Consider the following 23,398-nt stretch of genomic DNA (forward strand, 5'->3'; position numbering starts at 1 on the left):
GGAAGCTTCCGATGTACGCCCTCATCCTCGTCCGCTACCGCCGGCCCCTCACCGAGGTCGAAGCCGTCACGGAAGCCCACCGGGCCTACCTCGACACCCTGAAGCAGCAGGGCGTCCTCCTGGCCTCGGGGCCTCTGGATCCCCGGTTCGGCGGCGCCTGGCTGGTACGGGTACAGGACGAGAACCCCCTCGCCGACCTGGACACCCTGCGCGATGGCGATCCCTTCCACAAGGCGGGCCTCGCCAACTATGAGCTGCTGCCCTGGAAGGTGATGGCCGGCAAGGAAGCGTTCGACAAGATCTGATCTCCGCCCGCCGGGCCTCCCCCGCGGGCGGAGATTCTTCCGCGGTTCGCTCAGTGGCTGAGCTTGATGTCCACCGGGTTCTTGAAGGTGTCGTAGAGGGGCGACGTCCGCATGACGCAGTCGTGGAGCTCCTGGATCTGCGCCGGGGTGCCGCTGCAGGCGAGGTTCACCTTCACGCGGATCTGGGACAGCCCGGGACGGATGTTCTTGTCGAGCTCAAGGAAGCCCCGGAGATCGGAATCCGTCTCCATGTCGAAGCTGAGGCTGCTGATGTCCAGGCCCATGGCCGCGGCCGTGTAGGCGTAGGTCACGCTCAGGCAGGAGCTGAGGGCGTGCAGGGCCGCTTCCCCCGCATTGGGCGCCAGGTCCGAGCCCAGCAGGGCCTCCGGCTCATCGGCCTCGAGGAACATCGGCGTGGTCCGCTTGTGCTCCATTCCGGCCCCGTAGAGCGAATCGAAGGTGCTCTGGGAGTGGGCGCCGTTGATCCATTTGGCCTTGGACCGGAAGGTGAACTTGGCGAGGGCGGGATTGGCCTTCACCATCGAGACAGTGGTGTTGAGGGCATCCACGTTCACGCCGTTGTGGATGGTTGCGATGCTGCCCATGGATCCTCCTCGTGGATCGGGCGCTGCCCGTACGGGGGTCGGGCCTCCGAGGGGAAGCGCGTGTAGGACACCCACAAGGGTCCCGCAAGCCACGGGGCCCCCTGGAAAGAGACCTCCAGGATGGGCCCGGTTGAGCCTGAAACAAGGTCGCAAAATTCGAACCAGGGACCCGCTGGTCCATCTGTCCAAGGCACAGCTACTTCAGCGCCGGCGCTGCCTTGGCGGCTTCCACCGCCTGCCGGGCCCGGGCCCGTTCCGCATCACTGGGGGTGCCCCAGACGGCCCGGCTGGGCTTCTGCTTCAACAATTGCAGCAGTTCCTCCGCGGAATCCAGGGAACGCCTCAGCGCCTTGAGGCTGGCCTCCAGCTCCGGCTGGTCCTCGGCCCGGAACCGGGCCAGCAGCGCATCCGACTGCTGCAGCACCGACGCCAGACTCACGAGAATCCGATCCAAGTCCGGCGCGCGCGTTTCAAGGAGGGTACGGGTCACCGCCAGGCTCTTCTCCAGGTCGGCGAGGGCCTTGTCGGCCTCTCCCATGCTGCGGTCCGCATGGGCGGCCAGTCCGCGGCCATCCCTGGCCAGGGCCTGGAATTCGCGCAGGGTGGCGTCCAGCGATCGCAGCGCCCGGGCCACGGAAGGATGCTCCAGCAGGTCTCCCAGCCCCTTCGCCTGGATGCGATCGCGCACCGCGTCCAGAGAGGCGTTCAGGCTGGCCAGCAGACGGTCCGCCCGCTCCAGCACGCCGCTCAGGGAGACCCCCTGCTCGCCCGGGATCTGCTCGCCCGGCACCAGTGGCACCATGCGCATGTCTGACGGCGGCAGTCGCAGGTCCAGCATCACGCTGCCCACGCCCCTGGGGGCCACCACGGCCCGGGTGCCGCGCCACAGCTGGATATCCGAGCGCACGGCCAGGGTGGCCAGGAAGTGGTAGTCCGTGCCCTCTCGCCGCATGTCCACCCGTTCCACGGACCCCACGCGATAGCCCTTCAGCTGGACGTCGGTGCCGGGCGCCAGTCCCTCCATCTGGTCCAGCCGCACCACCAGCGGATAGGTCTTCTCGGTCACCACCGCGGCGTTCTTGTAGGCCAGGAGGCCCCCGAAGAAGCCCAGCGCCAGGAGGATGAAGAGGCCCAGGCGGGCGTCCTGCTTCTCGAAGTTCATGACGGCTCCGAAGGCGGGTGGGGCGCGCGGAGGTCCAGCGTCTGGAACTCCGCCCCCAGGGGCAGATCCGCCTCCTCCATGGCCAGGAGGAGGGTGCGGCCGGAATCCAGGGCCCAGCCCGAGATGAGGTCGAGGACCAGGCCGCGGTCGGTGGCATCCAGTCCCTCCAGGGGCCCGTCCAGGAGGATCAGCTCCGGGTCCAGGGCCAGCACCCGGGCCAGGTTGGCGTGCTTCCGCGCCGCCGCGCTCACCGCATGGGGACGGAGGCCCGCCAAGGGCTCCAGCCCGAGTCGCGCCAGGGCCTCTCCCGTCCGGCGGTCGACCTCTCCTCTGGGAAGCCCCAGGAATCTCAGCGGGAGGACCACATTGTCCGCCAGGCTGAGGTTCGACAGCAGCCCGCCGGCAGGGAAGGCGAACCCCATGCGGACCCGTCCCGCCAGCCCCAGGGCGCCCTCCCCTGGCCAGACGGGGATGCCCGCGATCGTCACCTCGCCAGCCCTGGGGCGCTCTGTGCCGGCAAGCACCTTCAGCAGGTGGCCTCTTCCCGTTCCGCCGGCGCCCGCCACCAGGAGGTTCCGGCCCGGCGGGAGGTCCAGATCCAGGCCCTCCACCAGAGGCCGGCCATCGGGGAGATCGCAGGCGAGGCCGCGGACCTGGAGCATCAGAAGTAGAAGCATGCGGCCAGGAGGCCGTCGATGACGAACACCGCCACCAGGGCGGAGACCACCGTCTTCGTGACGGCCTGGGGGACCTCGGTCTGGCTGCGCCGGACGCGGAGGCCGAAGTGGCAGGCGTGGAAGGTGATGGCGCCCGAGAAGAAGAAGACCTTCAGCAGGGTGGCCGTGAAATCCAGATTTGACAGCGCCTGTCGCACGGACTCCATGAAGAAGCCCCAGGTGATGCCGTATTTCAAGCGGGCCACCAGGAAGCCACCCCCAAGCGCCGCCGCATCGAAGCACACCACCAGGGCGAAGATCGCCACGAGCACGCCCGCCCAGCGAGGCAGGAGCAGGTAGCGGTAGGGGTCCACCCCGTGGGCCGCGAGCGCATCGACCTCTCCGTTGAGCTGCATGGTGCCCAGTTCCGCCGCGATGGCTGTGGCGCTGCGGCCGATGACCAGCACGGCGGTCAGCAATGGGCCCAACTCCCGCAGGATGATGACCACCATGAGCGTGCCGATGTAGTTCTCTGCGCCCAGGCCGGAGAGCTGGCTGAAGGCCTGGATGAGCGTCACCGCGCCCAGCAGCAGCGCCGTGCCCGCCACGAGCACCCCGGCGTCGAGGCCCGTGAAGCGGATCTGGAGCTTTGTCTGCCCGCCCACCACCGCCAGCTGGCCGGCCCGGAGCGCCAGCCCGGAACGCAGGGTCCGCCATACCAGGTGCGCCTGGTCGCCCAGGAACTCCAGGAAGCCGCGCACCGGCGCGCCAATCCGCGCTAGGAAAGCCATCATTCACCCGAGGGATGGCTCCAAGGCTAGCAGAAAACCGTTCAGGGCTGAGCCGCACCACCCCTGCCGAGGCGCGGCCTCCCCGCCTCCAGGCTGAGGGTCGCCTGGTAGCCGAGGTAGAGGTGGATCTCCCGGTCGCCCGACAGGTTCCGGCCGGCGCTGATCAGGACGTGGTCCCGCTCCGACAGGTTGAGGATGGCCCCGACGTTGAAGCCGGTCGAGGCCACGCCATCTTGCGTGGCCGCCGAGCGTTGGAACAGCTCCCCGCCCAGGGTGATCCGCTCCGACAGATCCCGCTGGAGGAGCCACCCGAGGTAGTGCCAATTGCGCTGGCCCTCCCCCGGGTTCCGCCACCAGCCGTACCCGCCGTAGCTGGTCCATGGGCCCCAGCTCTTCTGGAGCCACAGCGGGAGGTACACCTGGGTGTGCCCCGCGCCGAGCCCCCGTTCCGCGGCCCCCGTGGGAACCTCCACCAGCGGGAAGACGCCCACCTGGGGAAGGACCCCGGTTTCGCGCAGAAGGCGGATCTTGAGCCCGACCTCCGTATCGCCGTAGCCCCGCGTCACGGGCCCTCCCGCGGGCTTGGCGTAGGCGAGGGGCGCCACGAGGTGGAACTGCGTTTCCGGCAGGATGCCGGCGTTGAACTCCGCCAGGGGTAGGCTGCCCGACGCGCCACCGGGTGCTCGAAGTCCCATCCAGCTCAGGTAGAGCTCCATGTGGTGGTGCTCCACCGGCTCCGGGTCGTCCGTGAAGAAGGGTGGGCCCGCCTGCAGCCAGGTCCCCAGGAGCCCGGCCACCACCAGCGCCCGCCACCGACCGGCCCGCAGGAGAAGGGTCACATCACGTCCCATGACGCGTCCCCTACCGGCTCTCCACGAACCCATCGGCGTAGTCGATCACGGTCACCGTTCGGTACTCCCGATGGGGCGCCGAGCCGGCGCCGGCCTGGTGGAGATCCGGGTTGAAGAGGTTCTTCCGGTGGCCGCGGCTGGCCACTCCATCGTCGACCAGCAGCTGGATCACCACCTGCCGGGCCTCGTCCTCGCCGGCGCTGATGTTCTCTGCGATGAGCCCCTGCCAGCGTCCCAGCCGGTTCAGCCGGTCCGTGAGGCGGCTGCCATCCGAACCCGTGTGCTCGATGCTGCCCCTCGGCCCGATGTCCTGGGCATGCAGGCGGGCCGCCCGCGCCAGCCCCTCGCTGAAGCGCAGGGGGCCCACCGGCCGAGCGGACTCGAGAAACGCGATGGCCTCGTCCAGCGCGGTCACACCCTCCTCCGTACGCAGGGGCACGCGGCCCGGGCGGCTCCAGAGGGTGCCTTCGAAATACGGCCGCAGCTCCCGGAGGTATTTCGCGTAGGCCTTCGGCCGCACGCGCGCGTCGCTCATCTCCTGGACCACCGCCCGCTCGAAGGCCGTGGCCTTCGCGGGTTCACCAGACACCCCATGGATGGGGCACAGCAGCGCGGCAAGGGACAGGACGGCGATCCTCATGGGCATCTCCCGACGGACCCTCAAGGATAGGCGCTCTCAGCGCGCCGGTTCATCGGCTCCGGTGGCAAGCAGCCGGGTCGAGGCGTTCCGCACCCAGGGCAGCCAGGGATGGATCCGGCAGGCCAGGCAGAACCCGAAGAAGGCTTCGAGACCCGCGCAGGTTCCCAGGATGAACGCCAAGGCGAGGCCGAGGGATCGGAGGCCGGCCACGAATGCCAGGCCGATGCCCAGGGAGAACAGGAAGCCCACGGAAGCCGCGAAGCGCTTGGGACCCGCGTTGATCCTCCGCTCGGAAAGGCCCGCCCGGCGGCGGAGGGCACCTGCCGCGCGGGCCACCGGGCTGAAGGCCGGGCGGCCCGCGGCGCGGAGAAGGAAATCCGCGGCCAGGGCCAGGACCGCCCAGCCCCAGCCCTGCCAGACGGACACCCCGAGGAAGCCGAGCGACAGGAAGGCGGCGATCCGCCCGGCCGATTCATCGGTCAGGTCCGGCGTGATGGGGCAGCTCGGCCCCGGGCGAAGCGCCTTCTGGTTCATCCGGGGTCCCTCAGATCGCCGGCCCATCGATCTCCGCGAACAGCGGATGCGTCAGGTAGCGCTCGCCGGTGTCGCAGAGCACGGCCACGACCGTCTTCCCTTCCCCCAGCTCCTTGGCCACTTCCAGGGCGGCGAAGACGATGGCGCCGGTGCTGATGCCCGTGAGCAGGCCCTCTTCGCGGGCCAGGCGGCGGGCGATGGCGATGGCGTCGTCGTAGCCCACGGGGCGGACGCGCTGGAACGCCTTCTTGTTCAAGATGCCCGGCACGAAGTTCGGCCCCAGGCCCTGGAGCTTGTGCGGGCCAGCCTTCCCCTCGCTCAGCAGGGGCGACGTTTCGGGTTCCACCGCCACGACCAGGGTGCCGGGCTTCTTCTCGGCCAGCACCTCGCCCACGCCGGTGACCGTGCCGCCGGTGCCCACGCCGGCTACGAAGGCGTCCAGTTCCGGCACCTGCTCCAGCACCTCCAGGGCCGTGGTGCGGCGGTGGACGGCGGGATTGGCAGGGTTCTCGAACTGGCGCACCAGGAAGTAGGAGGGATCACCGTCGGCCAGCTCCTGGGCCTTGTCCACGGCGGCCTTCATGCCGCCCGAACCGGGCGTCAGCAGCAGCTCGGCGCCGTAGGCCTTCAGCAGAGAGCGGCGCTCCTGCGTCATCGTGTCGGGCATCACCAGCGTGATCTTGTAGCCCTTGGCCGCCGCCACGAAGGCGAGGCCGATGCCCGTGTTGCCGCTGGTGGCCTCCAGCAGCGTCATGCCGGGCTTCAGCGCGCCGCGCGCTTCCGCGTCCTGGATCATGCTCAGGGCGATGCGGTCCTTCACGCTGCCGCCGGGGTTGGCGCTCTCGAGCTTCACGTAGACCTTGGCCGAGCCCTTGGGCACGAGGCGGTTCAGGCGCACGACGGGCGTGTAGCCCACCAGCTCATAGGCGTGTTCGACGCGGTTGGGGCGTTCAGTGGGGCGGGCCATGGCTTCCTCCAAGCTTCGGACGCTGCCGAGTCCTGGAGTATGAAGAAGAAAAATAAATTGTCAAGTTTGTCAATTTATTTTGTTATGTATTAAGCTGTCCAGGTTTGGAGGAGGGCTCGCCATGAGGGGATCGGCCAAAGGGCGCTACGGCCTGCAGTTCATGGTGGAACTGGCTCTACAGACCGGCCACGGCCCCATCCAGGTGGAGGCCGTGGCCCAGCGCCAGGCCCTTCCCTCCAAGTTCCTCCGGGTGCTCCTGGGCCCACTCAAGGCCGCAGGGCTGGTGAAGGTGCAGCGGGGCCCCAACGGTGGTTGCGAATTGGCCCGGCACCCCAGCCACATCACGGCCCTGGAGGTGCTGGAGGCCCTGGAAGGGCGCCTCGGCCCCGCCAGCCTCCCCCCCGACGCCACCCCGGGCGCCCGCGCCGTTCGGGACCTCTGGACCCGCAGCACCGAGGCCGCCCGCGCCGTCCTCCGCGGCGCCACCCTCGCCGACCTCGCCTTCAAGCAGCAGGCCATCGAGGTGGACAGCCAGGGGTACTCCATCTGACCAGCTCGGAATCCGCTGCCGCGGATTCCGAACAAGCAGAACGGCGCTCAGGGTTGGAAGTCCACCACCGTTCCTTCAGTGGCGGGCTGGCCCTTCTCCTTCACCTCGCCGCCGCGGTAGACCGACCATCCGGGCAGGCCGCGGGGCACGGTCTTCGTCATGGCCCACTGCTGGACACGGCTGTTGGCGAGGACGAGAACCATCATGCGCTTGGGGTTCCAGGGGTTGGGGAAGGCGGCCAGCAGGCCGTCGTCGGGTCGGCCATAGGTGCGCCCCTGCCATTTGAACCAGCCCGGGCCGGCTTCGAAGGGCAGCTTGCCTTCGGCCTGGAGGCGGGCCACCACGCCGTTGTCGGCGGGGCCGCCGAAGAGCACCAGGTCGCTGGCGGCCAGGTCGGCGTCGCCCACCTCGGCATCGGGCTTCAGAGGCAGCAGCACCTCGGTCATGTTGTCCGCCAGAGTCTCGCGGTAGTTCAGCGCCAGCGTGCGCTGGGCCTCCACCTCGCGGGCGGTGCCGAAGACCAGCAGCGCGTGGCCCCAGTCGTCCAACAGGTTGCCCGGAACCCAGACATTGGCGCGAGGCATGGGAAGGTCGCTCCCCGCATTGAAGACGAGCCGCGTGGGCTTCGACTCGCTGCGGAGCGTGAAGGCCGCTTTCGCACCGTTCACCTCCAGTCGCTCCAGCTTGGCCCCCTTGTCTGTCTCCAGGCTGGCGAAGGCCACGAAGGGATAGGCGAAGCCGGACTGGTCCACCTCGACCTTCACCTCGTAGGCACCACCCACCTTCCCGACGCGGGCCCTGACCTTGGGAGCGGGCAGGTCCGCCCGCTCCAGCCAGGGTTTCAGGATCGGCGCCACATCCTTCCCGGCCCCATCGGAGAGGGCCTTCAGGATGTCCGCCGTGGACGCAGCCTTGCCGGCGTAGCGGCCATGGACCGACTGCATGGCCTTGGCGAAGGCGGCGTTGCCCAGGTGCAGGCGAAGCTGGTGCAGGGCGAACACGCCGCGGATGCGGGGAATCTGGTAGGCGCCGTAGTGGTCGTAGTCCGTGACCGTGGCGAGCGGGGCCTTGACGCCCTCTTCGCGTTCCAACCAGAGGTGGCGCGTGGCGAGGTCGGCCAGGGCCGTGCCCTGGGCCTCGAAGGCTTTGGCAGGCCCAACCGGTAGGTGCTTCAGCTGCTGCCAGTAGGCCGCGGACCCGCTGATGAACCAGTTGTCCGCGTCCGAGGCCGGCTTGACAGTCCCTGTCCATAGCCCCTTGGGATCGAAGCTGAACGCCTCCTTCACCCCAGCTACATCAGGTGCCGGAGCCGCTTTGGTGGGCTTCTCCATGCTCCAGGCGGCCCTCGCGGCCTGGAGCTTCGCCGTCACCCAGATGGGGCTGAAGGCCGTGTAGCCATAGGTCAGGTGCGGCGTGGCGCCGGGCAGGTCGGCGATCCAGCGGCCGCCCACCATCTTCTCCCGCTGGGTGGTCTTGCCCTGGTGGGCAATGAACACCAGCTTCTCGGCCATCTCCGAGGTGGTCAGCTTGGCGTCGCAGGCGTGAGGCCGGTTGATGGGGCTGCTGGCCATGAGGCGTGTGGAGGCGTCGATGTCGAAGCCGCTCTTGCCGTAGGTCTTGAAGGCCTCCTGGAAGGCGATATCGCGGTTCCAGGTGTTGAAGGCCAGATCGGCGGGGGCGTTGTCGGGGTTGGCCACGTACTCACCGCGCACCTCGAGGTCGCGGTTGTTGTTGTTGGCCCAGATGAAGTCCCGGTGATGCCCGGGCGTGTCGGCGCCCTTCCCGTTTCCTCCGGTGCGCCACAGGCGCGTCTTCTCGGTGCCAAGCAGGAAGCAGGCGCCTTCGTCGGTCTTGGTGTCGGCCATGGTCCAGTCGTTGGTGTAGAGGCCGTTGTTCTGCTTGAAGAGGATCTCCGCGGCCTCGTCGATGCTGTTGGCGTACTGGGCCGCCTTGCGGATGCGGTTGCTCTGGGGCGTTCCGTCGGGGTTGAAGGGCGTCTGCCCCACGGTGGTCTCGCCCATCACGAGCCCTGCGGCGTTCAGGTACCAGTCCGTGCCGCTGTGGATGCCGCCGGCGAAGGTCTGCATCACGAACCGGTGGCCCTTCTCGGGGACGACGTCCAGCATCATGTTCCACTCGGTGCCCGTGTAGCCGTTCCACATGAACATCTGCGTGAAGATGAAGCGGCCGGATTTGGTGGCGTCCTTGGTGGCCACGAAGGAGGAGCAATGGTCGCCCTCGCCGCCCTTGGCCATCTCATCCTCGCCGGTCATGAAGGTGCGGCCGGTGAGCGGGTTCGCGGCGCGGGCCAGGCCCTCCTGGAGGGAGCTCATGTCCACGGCGCTGTTGAGCGTCACGATGTCCAGCAGGTCCACGGGCCGGCCCTTGAACGCCGCCCCCGCCTTGGCGGCGCCGTCGGCGATGCCCTTCATCTCCTCCAGGAACTCCACGTCGTACTTGCGGAAGAAGAGGGCGTCCGCCGTCTGCCGCTGGTCGGCCCAGCCGCGGGCGGGATCCGCCGCGTTCTTCAACACGCCCAGCTTGGTGATGTAGCGCACGATCTCGTCGGCCATGAGCTCGCCATGCTGGCGGCCCCGGGCGTAGGGCGCACCCTCGATGTGCAAGAAGGTCCAGCCGCCCATCTCGTAGCGGAAGCCCTTCCCCGCCCAGCGCACAGTCTGCAGGGGAATGAGCGCGGTGACGTCCTCCACCTTCTCCAGCTTCACGCCGCTGAACGTGGCCGCGCCGGTGGCCTTCCCGTTGCGGCCCAGGTGCAGCTGCACGCGGTCGGTGGGACTGGTGGCCAGGAACAGCAAGGAGACCTTGCGCTCGGAGGTGCCAGCCACGCTCTGGGAGGCGTTGGTGAAGGGGAAGCTCTCCATGGAGAGGCAGGCGCCCAGGGCCGTGGGATAGCGGGCCAGCGCATCGGCCTTCACGCCTTCCGTGCGCACCTTGGCGCTGAGCTGGTACAGCTCGCCCACCTTCAATGTCACGGGCGCGGACACCAGCGTGGCTTCGGAACCTTCCGGCGCCGCCGCCAGACGGAGGCCCTGGGCCTTGGCGGTGGATCCCGGCTTCAGGGCGAACCCGGACACAGGAAGGTCGGCGGCGGTGGCCAGCACCGCCAGGGCCATCAGCAGCCCGGCGCGAAGCGTTTGAATCATGGGGGGAGCCTCCGCCCTCCAGCATGCCAAAACCCGCCGCGGAATTGCCTCGCTTTTTGAGGCAATTCTGCGCCGCGGCTACCCTGGGGATATGGCGCTGAAAAAATGGACCTTCACCGTGGATCCCGACGATGCCGAGCTGCGCCTCGACCAGCTCATCGCCAAGCGCACAGACCTGTCCCGCCGGGCGGCCCGCGAGGCCCTGAAGCTGGGCGGTGTGCAGGTGGACCGCAAGCGGGTGAAAGTGGCGGGCAAGCTGGTGAAGCCGGGGCTCGAGGTCCGCGTGGCCTACGATCCCGACCTCCCCCCGGTGCCGACGACCGCCATCCCCATCGTGTTCGAAGACGCCTGGCTCCTGGCCGTGGACAAGCCAGCGGGCATCGCCACCCAGGGCACCTGGGCCACGGACCGCCACGACCTGCTGGCCCTGCTGAAGACCCAGCGGCCGGAGCTGAAGCTGTTCCTCCACCACCGCCTGGACCAGGGCACCTCGGGCCTGCTGGTGCTGGCCAAGGACGCCAAGGCGAACCCAGGCCTGGCGGCGGCCTTCGCGGACCGCAACCTGGAGAAGCTCTACCTGGCGCGGATCTCCGAGCCTCTGGAGGCCTGCACCGTGGAGGCCCCCATCGGCCGCCTGCGGGGCGCGGACCCCGGCCGATTCGGCTGCGAAGGCGACCTCATGGAGCCGAAATCGGCCCGCACGGACTTCCGGCCCGCCACGGCGGAGGAGATCGTCGGACTGGTGCCGGGGCACTACGTCGTGGCCCGCATCCATACGGGCCGCACCCACCAGATCCGCGTCCACCTCGCCCACCTGGGCCGGCCCGTCCTGGGCGATGCCCTCTACGGCGGGGCGCCCTCGAACCGCCTCTGGCTCCACGCCTGGCGCCTGGGACTGAAGCATCCCGTGACCGGGGAGGACCTGCGCCTGGAGGCCCCGCCGCTGCGGTTCCGGGCCTGACCGAAGCCGTTGGCCCCAACCTATCTCCTGGTCCAGAATGGGCCCACGGAGCCTCGACGGGCCCTGCACGGAAGGCACGCATGAACCTCCCTGCCCAAGCATCTGTCCGCGTGGCGGTCCTCATCCCCTGCTTCAACGAGGAGGCCGCCATCGCCCGCGTGGTGGCGGATTTCCGCGCGGCCCTGCCCGGCGTGGAAGTCCACGTCTATGACAACAACTCCACGGACCGCACGGTCGAGGTGGCCCGGGCGGCGGGCGCGCTCGTGGGCTTCGAGACCGCGCAGGGCAAGGGCCACGTGGTGCGCCGCATGTTCGCGGACATCGACGCGGACATCTTCGTGATGGTGGACGGGGACTCCACCTACGACGCCGCCAGCGCCCCGGCCCTGGTGGACCTCCTGCGGAGCCGCCAGCTGGACATGGTGGTGGGCTGCCGGGTCGAGACGGAGACCGCGGCCTACCGCCGGGGCCACCGGTTCGGGAACCACCTGCTCACCTCCGCCGTGCGCCTGCTGTTCGGTCAGCGCTTCACGGACATCCTCTCGGGCTACCGCGTCTTCTCGCGACGCTTCGTGAAGAGCTTCCCCGCCCTGTCCCGGGGCTTCGAGATCGAGACGGAGCTCACCGTCCACGCCCTGGAGCTGGCCATGCCCGTGGCCGAACTGCCCGCGCCCTACGGGGCCCGGCCCGAGGGCTCGGCGAGCAAGCTCCGCACCTACGCCGACGGGTTCCGGATCCTGCGGCTCATCGCCTCGCTCTACCGGAACGAGAAGCCGCTCCAGTTCTTCTCCATCCTCTCGACCCTCCTGGCGCTCACGGCGGTGGGCCTGTCGGTGCCACTCTTCGTGACCTACTTCCGCACGGGCCTGGTGCCGCGGTTCCCCACGGCGATCCTGGTGACCGGGATGATGGTCATCTCGGCCCTGGGCTACACTTGCGGCCTGATCCTCGACACGGTCACCCGGGGCCGCAAGGAGCTGAAGCGCATGGCCTACCTGGCCATCCCACCCCTGGGCGGACGGCCGGACGGAGTGGAGGATGGCCGATGAGTCTGGTCCAGCCCCAGGGAGGATGGACGTCCCGGCTGAAGGCCTGGGCGGCCCCGGGAGGCCTCCTCCTCTACGCCCTGCTCCTGTTCGGGGGCACCGCCTGGCTCCAGCGGGGCCTCTTCGAACGGGACGGCTACTTCCACGCCCGCTTCACGGCGCTAATGCCCGTCCAGGGCCTGTCGCAGGCCTTCCCGTGGACCCAGCTGAGCACCTGGCGGGAGCACTTCTGCGACAAGGAGTTCCTCTACCACCTGGCCATGGCCCCCTTCGCGCGGATCGGCCACGATCCGATCCTGGGCGCCCGGATCTTCGGCGTGCTGCTCTCGGTGGCGGTCCTGGCGGCGTTCTATGCCGTGCTCCGGGCTCATCGCGTCCGCTTCCCCGCCTTCTTCACGGCGCTTCCCCTGGCCACGGGCGGCCTCTTCATCGCCCGCCTGGGGATGATCCGCTCCCACGTACTCAGCATGCTGCTCCTGGTCATGGGCCTGCACTTCCTGCTGCAGAAGCGCTGGAAGGCCCTCCTCGTCCTGGGCTTCGTCTATGCCTGGGCCTACACCGTCCCCTTCGTGCTGCTCATGACGGCGGTGTCCTTCGTGCTGGGGATGTGGCTCGGCGGCGAACGGCCGGACCTCCGGCTGCCCCTGGCGGCGGGTGCCGGTTCCGTGCTGGGGCTGGCGATCCATCCCTACACGCCCCTCACGCTCGAGACCTTCCTCACCTATGTGCAGGTCTTCCGCCTCGGCCTGCAGGGATCGGCGGCCTCCGGCTTCGAGCTGGGGAACGAGCTCTATCCCTACTCGTGGCCGGTCTTCTGGGACATCTATCCCCTCCTGCTGATCCTGGCCTTCGCGCTGCCCCTGGCCCTCCTCCTCGCCCGGAAGCGGCTCGCCCCGGGCACTCTAGGCCTGGGGGCCGCCGCCCTCTTCTGGTTCGGCCTGACCGTCGCCACGCCCCGCTTCGCCGAATACTCCGCCCTGCTCGTACCCGCCGCCTGGGCGCTGGTGGTCCGCGACCTGTGGCCCATCCTCGACGCGTCAGCCTGGTGGACCGCCCGGCGTCCGGTCCGCCTGGCGGCGGGCGCGCTGGCCCTGGTCGTCCTCGCGGGGTTCCACGCGAGATCCCTGGGGTTCTACCGGGTCTACCAGACCCAGGCGTCGCCTCCGCGCTTCTTCACCGGCGCCTGCGCCTGGATGGCCCGGAACCTCGCGCCGGGCGAAACGGTCATCAACCTCTACTGGGACGATTTCCCCGAGCTGTTCTACGACGGCTACCGGCAACGGTTCCTCTGGGGCCTGGACCCCACCTACTCCCTGCGGGAGGATCCGGACCGAGCCAAGCTCCTGGAGCGCCTGCGACGGCATCAGGTCCGCCTGGACGCCGAGCAGATGAAGGCCCAGTTCCACGCGCGGTACCTGGTCCTCCGCGCCGCCCGGGCTCCCGCCTATCCCGAGCTCCGCCAGGCCCCCTTCCGGGTGGCCTACGAGGACCCCACCGCCCTGGTGGTCGCCCTGGACTGAGGGGACGAGCGGGTATCCTCGCCTCATGAGACTTCCGATCCTCTTCAATCCCGCCTCGGGCACAACCCCGAAGGATCCGGACACCCTGCTGCGGCCGCTCCCGAAGAACCTGCGGGACCGCGTGGAGGTCCTCCCCTTCGGGCCGCCCTGGGACTTCGAACCCGCCATCGACCAGGCCCGGCGGGCGGAAGGTCCCCTGCTCGTCTGGGGTGGGGACGGCACCATCCACCACGCGGCCCGGGCCCTGGTCGAGCGGGGCTGCCCCGTGCCCCTCGGAGCCATCCCCGGCGGCAGCGGGAACGGGCTGGTGCGGGGCCTGAGGACCCCGCTGGAGCCCGCCGGCGCCCTCCGGCGGCTGCTCGAAGGCCGGGAGGTGCGCATGGACCTCCCCTGCCTGGACGGCACCCCCTTCGTGAATGTCTGCGGCACCGGCTTCGAAGCCGCCGTGGCGCACCGCTTCGCGGCCGTTCCCGGCCGCGGGTTCGCCGCCTACGCCCGGGCCACCCTGGAGCTGTGGCGCACCTGGAAGCCGGCCGCCCTGGCCTGGGAGGCGGAGGAGGCCCCCATGCCCCCTTCGGACGGCCGGATCGAGCGAATCCGCGCCGCCTTCCATCCGGGCGCGTCAAGGCTGCCGGAAGCCGCCTGGAGCCTCTGCTTCGCCAACCTCCCCACCTACGGCAGCGGGCTGTGGATCGCCCCGTACGCCGACCCCACGGACGGCTGCCTACAGTGGGCCACCCTGGCCCGGCCCACCTGGCTCACCCTGTTCACCGAAGCGCCCAGGCTCTTCCAGGAGGGCGGACACACAGCCCTCCGCCACGAGGGACGGATCCGCCGGGCCACCCTGCGCCTGGAGCGCCCCCTGCCCTGGCACCTGGACGGCGAACCCGTCGCAGAGCGCGACCGCGCCGAGCTCACCGTGGAACCCCGGGCCTTCCGGATGTGGGTGACAGGCGCTTGTCCTTGGAGCTAGGCGGAGCCATGCGCAGAAACGGCCCCGAACGGGGCCGTTTCTGCGCATGGTGAAAAAGATGAGTCAATGCGGGAAGACCGCGGGTCCGGTGAGGCTCGGTCCGCGGAACTCGGCGCTGACGCTGGGGCTGGCGCCCCAGAGGCCGGTCACCATCTTCACCCCGCTCAGGTCCACCGTGGCGGGATCCCAGTTCCGGCGGACGACCAGGGTGTAGGGGTCCCGGGCATCTGACCACCAGGCGGGATCATCCACGATGACGTAGACGGCCGTGGCCTCCTTGTGCGGGTTCTTGTAGGTCACCAGGATGGGCTGGGGCGCATAGGCAGCCTGCATCATGCCAGGCCCGGGCTGGCCCCACTTGTCCACCAGCATGAGCCGGAACCAGGCCAGCTTCGTGTGTTGGACCTCGATCTGGACGGTACCGCCCGCGGGGACGGAGATCCCATAAGCGCGCCACCCGGCGGGAACCTGGACATAGTCCGAGAGGGACTCCACGGTGCCGCCCAGGGGTGTCACGGGGATGTAGCCGCGGCGGGAGAGCCACTGGATCTCCGCCATGATGTCGCGCCGCTGCCAGTAGTGGGCCGAGGGGATCGCGGAGCAGCGGTTCCAGGCCGGGGGCACCACCACCTGGGTGCCCGGGTACAGGCTGATGCGGGTGGCGCGGGGGGCGAGGTCCGCCGGACGGGGATCGACCCGGGGCGTGCGAATCCCCGGGTGGCGCTCCATCCGGTCCATCCGGTCGGCCGCCATGGGCCCGGCCAGGTTCCTGGGACTGTCAGACCGCGATGCGTCGGGGGCGGGCCGATCGGCCGTGGGGCGCATGGGCTGTGGCGTTGCGCGACGGCCTCGCTCCTGCTGTGGCGAAGCGCCACAGACGGGAGCCATGGCGAGAAGACAGGAAAAGATCGCGGTGGCGCGGAGTTGCGTATCGAGCTTCCTCATCACACACCCCCATGGTTCCGGTGGGAACCCCATCAGGATGCCAGAGCCATGCCAGGAGCTGGGGTATCCTGACACCTGCTTAAACATGGGGGCCTCCAGGTGTTCGGCAAGATCCAGCACATCCATTTCGTGGGCATCGGCGGGATCGGCATGTCCGGCATCGCGGAGGTCCTCGCCAACCTGGGCTACCGGGTGTCAGGCTCGGACCTGCGGGAGACCGCCGTCACCCAGCGCCTGCGGGGCCTGGGCATCGAGGTGCACCTGGGCCACCGGGGCGAGGCCATCGAAGGCGCCCAGGTGGTGGTGATCTCGTCGGCCGTGAAGGGCGACAACCCGGAAGTGGTGGCGGCCCATGCCGCCAAGGTGCCCGTGATCCCCCGGGGCGAGATGCTGGCGGAGCTGATGCGCATGAAGTACGGCATCGCCATGGCCGGCTCCCACGGCAAGACCACCACCACCAGCATGGTGGCCCAGGTGCTCAGCCAGGGCGGCCTCGACCCCACCATCGTCATCGGCGGCAAGCTCGGCACCATCGGCAGCAACGCCAAGCTGGGCAAGGGCGACATCCTGGTGGCGGAGGCCGACGAGAGCGACGGCAGCTTCCTCATGCTGAACCCCACCCTGGCCACCATCACCAACATCGACCGCGAGCACCTCGACCACTACCGCGACCTGGAGGAGATCCAGGAGGCCTTCGTGGCCTTCGCCAACAAGGTGCCCTTCTACGGATCGGTGTTCCTCTGCATGGACGATCCCCACGCCGCCGCCGTGCGCCCGCGCCTGAAGCGGCAGGTGCGGACCTACGGCACCCACCCCCAGGTGGACATCCGCGCCCAGGAGATCCGGCAGGAGGGCTTCCGCACCCACTTCAAGGTCCGGGCCTACGGCGAGGATCTGGGGGCCTTCAGCCTGGGCGTGCCGGGCCACCACATGGTGCTGAACGCCCTGGCCGCCATCGGCGTTGCCCTGGAGCTCGAAGTGGACCGCGAGACCATTCGCACCAGCCTGGCCGCCTTCACGGGCGCCGACCGGCGCTTCCAGGTCAAGGGCGAGAAGGATGGCGTGCTGGTGGTGGACGACTACGGCCACCACCCCACAGAGATCGCCGCCACCCTCGCCGCGGCCCGCGCCGGCTTCCCGGACCGCCGCATCGTGGCCGCCTTCCAGCCCCACCGCTACAGCCGCACGAGGGCACTGCTGGAAGAGTTCAGCACGGCGTTCTTCGAGGCGGATTCCGTGGTGGTCACCGACATCTACCCCGCCGGCGAGCCCCCCATCCAGGGCGTGGACAGCGCCGCCGTCGTGGAGGCCCTGCGCGCCCACGGCCAGAAGGACGTCCACCTCGCCGGCCGGATCGACGATCTGCCCGAGGTCCTCAGGCGCCTGACCCGCAGCGGGGATCTCCTCATCACCTTCGGCGCGGGTTCCATCACGCAGGCCGGACCGGCCTTCCTGGGCCTGGCCTGAGGCGCGCATGAGGCGGCGCTCCCTCCTCCTGCCTGTCCTCATCGCCCCGGCCTGCGCCCCGATCAGCCTCCTGGCCGGCCTTCCGCCCGGCCTGCTGCCGGCCGGAGACCGCCGCCCCGACGTGCCCCGGCCGGATCTTGGCTCCCGCTACACCTCCCACCATGACCTGTTCGCCTACGTCCGGGCCCTGGCCGCGGCGGCGCCGGACCGGGTGAAGCTCCTCACCCTGAACGTCACGGAAGAAGGGCGGGAACAGCCCTTCCTCGTCATCAGCGCGCCGGAGAACCTGAAGCGCCTGGACGAGCTGCAGGCCCTCAACGCGAAGCTGGCGGACCCCCGCACCTGCGGGGAGGACGAGGCCCGCCGCATCGCGGAGACCAACCCCGCCTTCGTGTGGCTGGGCTATTCGGTGCACGGCTCCGAGGCTTCGGGTTCCGAGGCGGCCCTGGCCGTGGCCTATCACTTCGCCTCCGCCCGCCAGCCGGAGGTTCTGAAGCAGCTCGACCGCGTGGTGCTGCTCATGGACCTCACGCAGAACCCGGACGGGCTGGCCCGGCACAGGCAAGCCGTGGCGGAGGCTTCGACCCCCTTCAACACCAACGACCCCATGGACGCCACGAACACAGGCCGCTGGCCCGGGGGACGATTCAACCACCGGCTCTTCGACCTGAATCGTGACTGGGCCTGGCAGACCCAGGGCGAGTCCCGGGCCAAGGCCGCCGCCTTCCTGCGCTGGAACCCCCAGGTGCTGGCGGACTACCACGAGATGTGGCCCGAAGCCACCTATTACTTCCCGCCCACCATGCAGCCCATCCACGAGGCGCTCCCCGCGGCCTTCTCCGGCCGCTGGCAGGCGGCCTTCGGGAAGGGCGTGGCCCGGGCCTTCGACGCCCACGGCTGGGCCTACTTCAGCCGGGACGTGTTCGACCTCTTCTACCCCGGCTACGGAGACTCCTGGCCCACCTTCCAGGGCGCCGTGGGCATGACCTTCGAAGTGGCGGGCCAGGGCGGGCCCGCCTACAAGCGGCAGGATGGCGAGATCCTCACCCTCGAGGGACGCATCCAGCGCCACGTGGCCGCCAGCCTGGCCACCGTGGCCACCGCCGCCAGCGAGCGCCAGGCCCTCCTCTGGGACTACCAGCGGGCCCGCCGCGAGCGCGTGGCCCAGGGCGACCGCGCCGGGGCCTTCCTCCTGGCGGAGGGGGACGATCCGGGCCGGACGAGGGCCCTGGTGGACCTGCTGGGACGGAACGGCATCGAGGTGCTGCGCACGACGGGGCCGGTGGGCACGGCCGGCCTGGAGCCCATCGGCCTCGCCAAGGCCCCGGGCCTGCCCGCGGGCAGCTACCTGGTGTCCCTGGACCAGCCCCGGGGCGATCTGGCCCAGGCCCTGCTGGAGGGCGAGGCCCACATGGGCCCCAAGCCCACCTACGACCTCACGGCCTGGAGCCTGCCCCTGGCCTTCCATGTGCCCGCCTGGCGGGCGAAGGCCCGCCCCAAGATCGCCACGGCGCCCCTCACGGTGGCCGAGGAGGGTACGCTCCCCGAGGCGGCCTGGGGCTACCTCATCCCCGCCGGCCACGAGGGGGTCGAACGCACGGTGGCGGCCCTGCTTCAGGAAGGCTTCAAGGCCACCGTCCTGGCCGAACCGGCCGCCTACCGGAGCCAGCGGTTCGGAGCGGGCACCATCGTCCTGCCCCGACGCACGAACCTGGAATCCCTGGCCGGGCGGCTGCAGGCCCTGGCCCGGGAGAACCATCACCCGGTGGTGGCCATGGACACCGCCCAGATGGACGCGGGGCCCGATCTGGGGTCCAACCGGGCCCTGATCCTGCGGACCCCCCGTATCGCCATCCTCATGGACCGCCCCGCCAACCCCATGGCCTTCGGCGCCCTCGCCCACACCCTCACCGAGGCCGGCCTGCCCTTCGTGCAGCTGCGCGCCGACCGGTTCGGAGCCGTCCCCCTGGCCCGATTCACCCACGTCCTCGTCGTGGACGATGGCGCCCAGGGCAAAGCCTGGCAGCAGACCCTCGGCGAGGGCGGCGCGGCGAAGCTGAAGGCCTGGATCACCGAGGGCGGCAGCCTGCTGGCCTTCCAGGGCGGGGCCGCCTACGCCTCCCGGGCCGGTCTCACCCCCACGGGCTACCACCTGCTGGCCAAAGCGGCGGAGGAGGCCCGGCTGAAGGAGAAGGACCCCAAGCGCGAAGCGCCCAAGGCCGATCCCGCGGACCTGGTGCGCCCCTGGGACAAGCGCGAGGAGCGGGCCCTGGAGGAGAGCATCCCCGGGGCCTTCCTGAAGGTCCAGGTGGACGGCGGCCATCCCCTGGCCTGGGGCCTCCACGCCGAGGGCGGCGCGGCGGTGCTCGACACCAGCGACCCCATCCTCGAGCTGAGCCAGGGCGGCGAGAACCCCCTCCACTACGGCAAGGAGGAGCTGAAGGTCTCCGGCCTGGTGCCGAAGGCCATGGAAGCCAAGCTCCAGCAGACCGCCTATGCCCTTCGCGAGAAGCTGGGCCTGGGGGCGGTGATCCTGGTGGCGGGCGATCCGGTCTTCCGCGGGCAGGAGCCCTTCACGCGCCGCCTGCTGTTCAACGCCATCTTCTTCGGGGCCTACCGGCCTGCTCCAGAATGAAGCCCGGAATGAGGGACGCCCGATGACCAACCCCAGCGGCCGCCGCTTCACCCTCGCCATCACCGGCGCTTCCGGCTCGGCCTTCGGTGTGGCCGTGCTGCGGCGCCTGTCCGCCAACCCTGCGGTCGAGGAGATCGCCTTGCTGCTCTCCCCCACCGGAAAGCGCTGCCTGCTGGACGAGACGGGCCTCATGCCGAAGGACCTGGCGGCCCTGCCGAAAGTGGGCCTGCGGGATGAGCGCGACCTGGGCGCGGACATTTCCTCGGGCTCCCACCGCCACGACGGCATGGCCATCGTGCCCTGCAGCGCCGGCGCCCTGGGCCGCATCGCCTCCGGCGTGAGCGAATCCCTCGTGAGCCGCGCCGCGGACGTATGCCTGAAGGAGCACCGCCCCCTGGTGCTCTGCCTCCGGGAGACGCCGCTCAACCGCATCCACCTGGAGAACATGCTCCGCGTCCACGACGCCGGCGCCATCGTGATGCCCCTCATGCCCAGCTTCTACACCGCCCCCAAGGCCCTCGACGACCTCTACGACACCTTCGCCACCCGTGTGCTGGACCAGCTGGGACTGCGGGAAAGCGATTCCCGCCGGTGGAAGGAATGATCCCCCCGGAGGTCGTCGTCGTCGGGTGCGCGGGCCTCGACACCAACGTGTACCTTCCGCCGGAAGGCATCGACTGGACCGTGGAGGGGAACTTCACGGAGAACCTGGACTGCGTGGGCCAGGCCGGGGGCTATGCCAGCCTGGGCTACGCGGCCCTGGGGCGGCGCGTGGGCTTCATCGGCCATGTGGGCGAGGACGCCGCGGGCGGGGCCGTCCGTCAGCGGCTCGCGGATGCCGGCGTCGACCTGCGTGGCCTGGGCGTGGATCCGACGGGCACCGCCCGGAGCGTGAACCTGATGTATCCCGATGGCCGGCGGAAGAACTTCTACGACGGGAAGGGGCGCACCGGCCTCGATCTGGACTTGCCGCTCTGCCGCGAGGTGATGTCCGGGGCCCGGCTGGCGCACCTGAACATCCCGGACTGGGCTCGCCGCCTGCTGCCGATGGCGAAGGAACTGGGCCTCACCGTGGCCTGCGACCTCCAGGATGTCCTCGACCCGGCGGATTCCTATCGGCGCGACTTCATCGAGCAGGCGGACATCCTCTTCTTCTCCGCCGCCAATCACGGGGATCCCTCCACGCTCATCCGGGCCTTCCTGGCGGGTCATCCGGACCGCATCGTGGTGTCGGGCATGGGCGCGCAGGGCTGCGCCCTGGGTACCCGCGGCGGCATCGCCTTCTTCCCGCCCGTGGCCAACGAGCGGCCCGTGGTGGACACCAACGGCGCCGGCGACGCCCTCGCCGTCGGGTTCCTCACCAGCTACGTGCTGGAAGGGCGATCGCTGGAGGCGTCCATCCGGCGGGGTCAGATCGCCGCCCGCCACACCTGCACCCTGCGGGGAACCTCCTCCGGCCTCATCACGGCCCGGGAGTTGGACGCCCGGTCCCGCTGAGGCCCGGAATCAGCCTGCGCTCTCCATCAGCGCGGCCTCAGCGCGCTGGGCCCGGCGGGTGCTCCAGAAGGCCCAGAGCGCGCCCAGGGCGCCGGTGACGGCTCCCACGAAGGCGAGCAGCGCCATGCTTCCGGCGGAGAAGAAGCCCAGGCGGGCCAGGTCCACCAGGAGCGGCGAGAGGCCGCCCATGCCCCGGGAGACGGGCAGCCACAGGCCGAACAGGCCCAGCAAGGCCAGGATGCTGCCCCCGAAGCCCAGGGCCGCGCCTTCCAGCACCAGGGGCGTGCGGATGAAGCTCTCGGAGGCCCCCACCAGGCGCATGATGCTGATCTCCTCCTCCCGGGCCAGGATGCTCATGCGGATGACGTTCCCCGTGGCGAAGCCCGCGGCCACCAGGAGGAGCACGCCCAGGCTGGCCAGGGCCGAGCGCAGCATCCGGGCCATGCGCTGGATCTGCTCCAGCCGTTCCTGGTCCGCCAGCACATCGCCCACGCCCGGAAGGTTCCGGAGGCTCGCGGCCACCTCCACCGCCTTGGCGCCTTCGGCGAGGTCCTGGCGGAGGCTCAGCTCCAGGCTCTCCGGAAGGGCGTCCTGGCCGGCGCTCTCCAGCAGCAGGCCCGCTTCGCGCGTGGCCGACTGGAAGCGCTTGCGGTTCTCCACGGCGGTCACCCGGCGCACCTCCCGGAAGCGCGGATCCCGCCGGAGACGGGCCTCGGCCTCATCGAGGGTCTTGCCATCGGCGGCGTAGACCACCACCTTGGCCATGTCCTCCAGGCGCCCCACGAAGCGGTCGAGGCTCTCCACCAGGAGCAGGCCGCCGCCCGCCAGGAGGAGGCCCGACGCCAGGGTGAGCACGGCGAGGAAGTACTGGCCTCGGTGCCGGAAGAGGTCCCGCAGCACATCCTGGAGCAGCAATCCCAGGAGGCGGAGGGCGGTCACGAGGCGTTCCCATCCACCGCCACGCCCTTGAAGAGGGCCGTGGTGGGCGAGGCTACGATGGTCTTGGCCGCGGTGCCGCCCATGGGCGACTTCCACAGGTCGATGGTGGCGAAGGCGGTGGAGCCGTTCCCGCGCAGGCCCACCAGCCAGTCCTTGGTGCCCGCGTGGGCGATGACGCGCAGGTTGGGCTGGTCCGTGGCGCTGCCCAGGGTCGCCGTCGGGGCCTGATCATAGGCCTGGCCGAACATCCCGGTGGTGAACACCAGGATCGGCGCCGTGGAAGCGCCGGCATCGGTGTTGTGGCGGGCCACGAAGAGGTAGCCGTTACCCGAGTCCAGGGCGAGGGCGCCGTACTGGCCGAGGAGCGTCGAGGGACCGATGATCGTGTTGGCGCTGACGAACCCCGAAGCGGTCCCCTTCCGGAGGCGGGGCCCCGTGTAGGTCGTCACGGTGCCCACGGTGTCGCCCGAGAGCATGAAGGCGTAGACCGAACCCGAGGCGGAGGCGACCCCGGTGCCGCCGGTGTCCCCGCTGGCCATCAGCGCCTGGAGCGTGATCGTGGCGCTCTGGGGCTGGGTGCTGGCGTTGCTGACGGCCCAGATCTGGGTGCCGCTGGTGCCGTTCTCGGTGATGTAGAGGGTGTCGGTCTGGGGGTCCAGGCTGGCCTGCCCGAACGTCGAGCTGGAGAGCCGACCCGTGCTGGACAGGCTGAAGGAGACCACGTCGGAGCTGGCCACGTCGCCGCTCTGCGTCCGGATGTTGCTCACGCGCACGATGGTACCGGTGTCCGAGACCAGGTAGAGATAGCCGTTCTGCCGGTCGAAGCAGAGGCCGCCCCAGGCCAGGCTGCCGATCTTGGTGCTGAACACCGAGGAGGTGATCGTCTTGGTGGGGGCCACCGAGGTGGCGGTGCTGTCGTACAGGGCGCTCAAGTCGCTCCAGACGAACACCGAACTCGTGGTGCTGTCGTAGGCGTACAGGGCCACGCCCGTGGTCCCGCCCGAACTGCCATCGGGTTCCTTGCACCCCATGGCCACCAGCGAGAGGACTGCCGCAAGGCCTGCGAGAAGACGTCGGATCATGGAAACCGCCTACGTGGTGGCGAGGGGCGCCTTGAGATGGATGCCCAGGGCGCGCGCGATGTTCCCGGTGCCGGACACCGGTGCGGGTAGAGGTCGGATCATGGGAGA

22 protein-coding genes are annotated in these 23,398 nt (G+C 70.1%); 10 read left to right on the forward strand and 12 right to left on the reverse strand.

Annotated elements, in window-relative coordinates; all coding sequences use genetic code 11:
• Positions 1 to 11: 11 nt before the first annotated feature.
• The gene (locus tag MLE64_RS04445) at positions 12 to 305 is read left to right on the forward strand and encodes a YciI family protein (protein WP_243316524.1); all 294 of its coding nucleotides are present in this window, start codon (positions 12 to 14) and stop codon (positions 303 to 305) included.
• 50 nt (positions 306 to 355) lie between these two features.
• Here MLE64_RS04445 and MLE64_RS04450 read toward each other — a convergent pair whose 3' ends face one another.
• The 8 genes from MLE64_RS04450 to cysK form a co-directional block, all read right to left on the reverse strand.
• Entirely contained in the window at positions 356 to 910 is a 555-nt protein-coding gene (locus tag MLE64_RS04450; RefSeq protein WP_243287898.1) for an OsmC family protein, read from the reverse strand.
• Between the two features lie 196 nt (positions 911 to 1,106).
• On the reverse strand, positions 1,107 to 2,072 hold the full coding sequence (locus MLE64_RS04455) for an MlaD family protein (RefSeq protein WP_243316525.1): 966 nt from the start codon (positions 2,070 to 2,072) through the stop codon (positions 1,107 to 1,109).
• On the reverse strand, positions 2,069 to 2,749 hold the full coding sequence (locus tag MLE64_RS04460) for an ATP-binding cassette domain-containing protein (protein ID WP_243316526.1): 681 nt from the start codon (positions 2,747 to 2,749) through the stop codon (positions 2,069 to 2,071). Before MLE64_RS04460 ends, MLE64_RS04455 begins: the two co-directional genes overlap by 4 nt.
• Positions 2,734 to 3,522: an MlaE family ABC transporter permease gene (locus MLE64_RS04465; protein ID WP_243316527.1), complete on the reverse strand. Its 789-nt coding sequence runs from the start codon at positions 3,520 to 3,522 to the stop codon at positions 2,734 to 2,736. Before MLE64_RS04465 ends, MLE64_RS04460 begins: the two co-directional genes overlap by 16 nt.
• A 38-nt stretch (positions 3,523 to 3,560) precedes the next feature.
• Positions 3,561 to 4,370 (reverse strand): transporter, encoded by an 810-nt coding sequence (locus MLE64_RS04470; RefSeq protein ID WP_243316528.1) that lies wholly within the window; start codon positions 4,368 to 4,370, stop codon positions 3,561 to 3,563.
• Positions 4,371 to 4,380: 10 nt separating this feature from the next.
• On the reverse strand, positions 4,381 to 5,010 hold the full coding sequence (locus tag MLE64_RS04475) for a CAP domain-containing protein (protein WP_243316529.1): 630 nt from the start codon (positions 5,008 to 5,010) through the stop codon (positions 4,381 to 4,383).
• A gap of 36 nt (positions 5,011 to 5,046) precedes the next feature.
• Positions 5,047 to 5,544: a DUF4395 domain-containing protein gene (locus MLE64_RS04480; RefSeq protein WP_243316530.1), complete on the reverse strand. Its 498-nt coding sequence runs from the start codon at positions 5,542 to 5,544 to the stop codon at positions 5,047 to 5,049.
• A 10-nt stretch (positions 5,545 to 5,554) separates the two neighbouring features.
• On the reverse strand, positions 5,555 to 6,511 hold the full coding sequence (cysK, locus tag MLE64_RS04485) for a cysteine synthase A (RefSeq protein WP_243294010.1): 957 nt from the start codon (positions 6,509 to 6,511) through the stop codon (positions 5,555 to 5,557).
• Positions 6,512 to 6,632: 121 nt separating this feature from the next.
• Between cysK and MLE64_RS04490 the strand changes: the two genes are divergently transcribed.
• Positions 6,633 to 7,061, forward strand: coding sequence for an RrF2 family transcriptional regulator (locus MLE64_RS04490; protein WP_243316531.1), 429 nt, complete (start codon positions 6,633 to 6,635; stop codon positions 7,059 to 7,061).
• A 47-nt stretch (positions 7,062 to 7,108) separates the two neighbouring features.
• Here the strand turns inward: MLE64_RS04490 and MLE64_RS04495 are convergent, their stop codons facing one another.
• Entirely contained in the window at positions 7,109 to 10,225 is a 3,117-nt protein-coding gene (locus MLE64_RS04495) for a C45 family autoproteolytic acyltransferase/hydrolase (protein ID WP_243316532.1), read from the reverse strand.
• A 91-nt stretch (positions 10,226 to 10,316) separates the two neighbouring features.
• Here MLE64_RS04495 and MLE64_RS04500 point away from each other — a divergent pair, with 91 nt between their 5' ends.
• From MLE64_RS04500 to MLE64_RS04515, 4 genes are all read left to right on the forward strand, one after another.
• Positions 10,317 to 11,186 (forward strand): RluA family pseudouridine synthase, encoded by an 870-nt coding sequence (locus MLE64_RS04500; RefSeq protein ID WP_243316533.1) that lies wholly within the window; start codon positions 10,317 to 10,319, stop codon positions 11,184 to 11,186.
• 80 nt (positions 11,187 to 11,266) lie between these two features.
• Positions 11,267 to 12,235, forward strand: coding sequence for a glycosyltransferase family 2 protein (locus MLE64_RS04505; RefSeq protein ID WP_243316534.1), 969 nt, complete (start codon positions 11,267 to 11,269; stop codon positions 12,233 to 12,235).
• Positions 12,232 to 13,752, forward strand: a complete 1,521-nt coding sequence (locus MLE64_RS04510) for a hypothetical protein (protein WP_243316535.1) — start codon at positions 12,232 to 12,234, stop codon at positions 13,750 to 13,752. Before MLE64_RS04505 ends, MLE64_RS04510 begins: the two co-directional genes overlap by 4 nt.
• A 25-nt stretch (positions 13,753 to 13,777) precedes the next feature.
• Positions 13,778 to 14,725, forward strand: a complete 948-nt coding sequence (locus tag MLE64_RS04515) for a diacylglycerol/lipid kinase family protein (RefSeq protein WP_243316536.1) — start codon at positions 13,778 to 13,780, stop codon at positions 14,723 to 14,725.
• 63 nt (positions 14,726 to 14,788) lie between these two features.
• On the opposite strand, the gene MLE64_RS04520 is transcribed toward MLE64_RS04515, so the two are convergent.
• Complete coding sequence (locus MLE64_RS04520) at positions 14,789 to 15,478, reverse strand: hypothetical protein (RefSeq protein WP_243316537.1); 690 nt, start codon at positions 15,476 to 15,478, stop codon at positions 14,789 to 14,791.
• Positions 15,479 to 15,769: 291 nt separating this feature from the next.
• Between MLE64_RS04520 and murC the strand changes: the two genes are divergently transcribed.
• Genes murC through MLE64_RS04540 form a run of 4 tightly spaced genes read left to right on the forward strand, consistent with a single transcriptional unit; the run spans position 15,770 to position 21,269 of the window.
• On the forward strand, positions 15,770 to 17,137 hold the full coding sequence (gene murC / locus MLE64_RS04525) for a UDP-N-acetylmuramate--L-alanine ligase (protein ID WP_243316538.1): 1,368 nt from the start codon (positions 15,770 to 15,772) through the stop codon (positions 17,135 to 17,137).
• 7 nt (positions 17,138 to 17,144) lie between these two features.
• Positions 17,145 to 19,772 carry a M14 family zinc carboxypeptidase gene (locus tag MLE64_RS04530; protein ID WP_243316539.1) on the forward strand — a complete coding sequence of 876 codons (2,628 nt, stop codon included), beginning with the start codon at positions 17,145 to 17,147 and terminating at the stop codon, positions 19,770 to 19,772.
• Between the two features lie 22 nt (positions 19,773 to 19,794).
• Positions 19,795 to 20,376, forward strand: a complete 582-nt coding sequence (locus MLE64_RS04535; protein ID WP_243316540.1) for a UbiX family flavin prenyltransferase — start codon at positions 19,795 to 19,797, stop codon at positions 20,374 to 20,376.
• A complete protein-coding gene (locus MLE64_RS04540; RefSeq protein WP_243316543.1) occupies positions 20,373 to 21,269 on the forward strand; it encodes a carbohydrate kinase family protein in 897 nt (298 codons plus the stop codon). Before MLE64_RS04535 ends, MLE64_RS04540 begins: the two co-directional genes overlap by 4 nt.
• A 9-nt stretch (positions 21,270 to 21,278) precedes the next feature.
• On the opposite strand, the gene MLE64_RS04545 is transcribed toward MLE64_RS04540, so the two are convergent.
• Entirely contained in the window at positions 21,279 to 22,208 is a 930-nt protein-coding gene (locus MLE64_RS04545; RefSeq protein ID WP_243316545.1) for a cell division protein FtsX, read from the reverse strand.
• A complete protein-coding gene (locus MLE64_RS04550; protein WP_243316548.1) occupies positions 22,205 to 23,290 on the reverse strand; it encodes a hypothetical protein in 1,086 nt (361 codons plus the stop codon). The genes MLE64_RS04545 and MLE64_RS04550 overlap by 4 nt, the downstream gene beginning before the upstream one ends.
• Positions 23,291 to 23,398: the final 108 nt, after the last annotated feature.

It is taken from the genome of Geothrix paludis, from assembly GCF_022808815.1.
Lineage (GTDB): Bacteria > Acidobacteriota > Holophagae > Holophagales > Holophagaceae > Geothrix > Geothrix paludis.

Excerpts from the sequence above, each read along its gene's own strand:
- MLE64_RS04445 (WP_243316524.1), top strand. The coding sequence starts at position 12 with ATGTACGCCCTCATCCTCGTCCGCTACCGCCGGCCCCTCACCGAGGTC.
- MLE64_RS04450 (WP_243287898.1), bottom strand. The coding sequence starts at position 910 with ATGGGCAGCATCGCAACCATCCACAACGGCGTGAACGTGGATGCCCTC.
- MLE64_RS04455 (WP_243316525.1), bottom strand. The coding sequence starts at position 2,072 with ATGAACTTCGAGAAGCAGGACGCCCGCCTGGGCCTCTTCATCCTCCTG.
- MLE64_RS04460 (WP_243316526.1), bottom strand. The coding sequence starts at position 2,749 with ATGCTTCTACTTCTGATGCTCCAGGTCCGCGGCCTCGCCTGCGATCTC.
- MLE64_RS04465 (WP_243316527.1), bottom strand. The coding sequence starts at position 3,522 with ATGATGGCTTTCCTAGCGCGGATTGGCGCGCCGGTGCGCGGCTTCCTG.
- MLE64_RS04470 (WP_243316528.1), bottom strand. The coding sequence starts at position 4,370 with ATGGGACGTGATGTGACCCTTCTCCTGCGGGCCGGTCGGTGGCGGGCG.
- MLE64_RS04475 (WP_243316529.1), bottom strand. The coding sequence starts at position 5,010 with ATGAGGATCGCCGTCCTGTCCCTTGCCGCGCTGCTGTGCCCCATCCAT.
- MLE64_RS04480 (WP_243316530.1), bottom strand. The coding sequence starts at position 5,544 with ATGAACCAGAAGGCGCTTCGCCCGGGGCCGAGCTGCCCCATCACGCCG.
- cysK (WP_243294010.1), bottom strand. The coding sequence starts at position 6,511 with ATGGCCCGCCCCACTGAACGCCCCAACCGCGTCGAACACGCCTATGAG.
- MLE64_RS04490 (WP_243316531.1), top strand. The coding sequence starts at position 6,633 with ATGAGGGGATCGGCCAAAGGGCGCTACGGCCTGCAGTTCATGGTGGAA.
- MLE64_RS04495 (WP_243316532.1), bottom strand. The coding sequence starts at position 10,225 with ATGATTCAAACGCTTCGCGCCGGGCTGCTGATGGCCCTGGCGGTGCTG.
- MLE64_RS04500 (WP_243316533.1), top strand. The coding sequence starts at position 10,317 with ATGGCGCTGAAAAAATGGACCTTCACCGTGGATCCCGACGATGCCGAG.
- MLE64_RS04505 (WP_243316534.1), top strand. The coding sequence starts at position 11,267 with ATGAACCTCCCTGCCCAAGCATCTGTCCGCGTGGCGGTCCTCATCCCC.
- MLE64_RS04510 (WP_243316535.1), top strand. The coding sequence starts at position 12,232 with ATGAGTCTGGTCCAGCCCCAGGGAGGATGGACGTCCCGGCTGAAGGCC.
- MLE64_RS04515 (WP_243316536.1), top strand. The coding sequence starts at position 13,778 with ATGAGACTTCCGATCCTCTTCAATCCCGCCTCGGGCACAACCCCGAAG.
- MLE64_RS04520 (WP_243316537.1), bottom strand. The coding sequence starts at position 15,478 with ATGGCGGCCGACCGGATGGACCGGATGGAGCGCCACCCGGGGATTCGC.
- MLE64_RS04530 (WP_243316539.1), top strand. The coding sequence starts at position 17,145 with ATGAGGCGGCGCTCCCTCCTCCTGCCTGTCCTCATCGCCCCGGCCTGC.
- MLE64_RS04535 (WP_243316540.1), top strand. The coding sequence starts at position 19,795 with ATGACCAACCCCAGCGGCCGCCGCTTCACCCTCGCCATCACCGGCGCT.
- MLE64_RS04540 (WP_243316543.1), top strand. The coding sequence starts at position 20,373 with ATGATCCCCCCGGAGGTCGTCGTCGTCGGGTGCGCGGGCCTCGACACC.
- MLE64_RS04550 (WP_243316548.1), bottom strand. The coding sequence starts at position 23,290 with ATGATCCGACGTCTTCTCGCAGGCCTTGCGGCAGTCCTCTCGCTGGTG.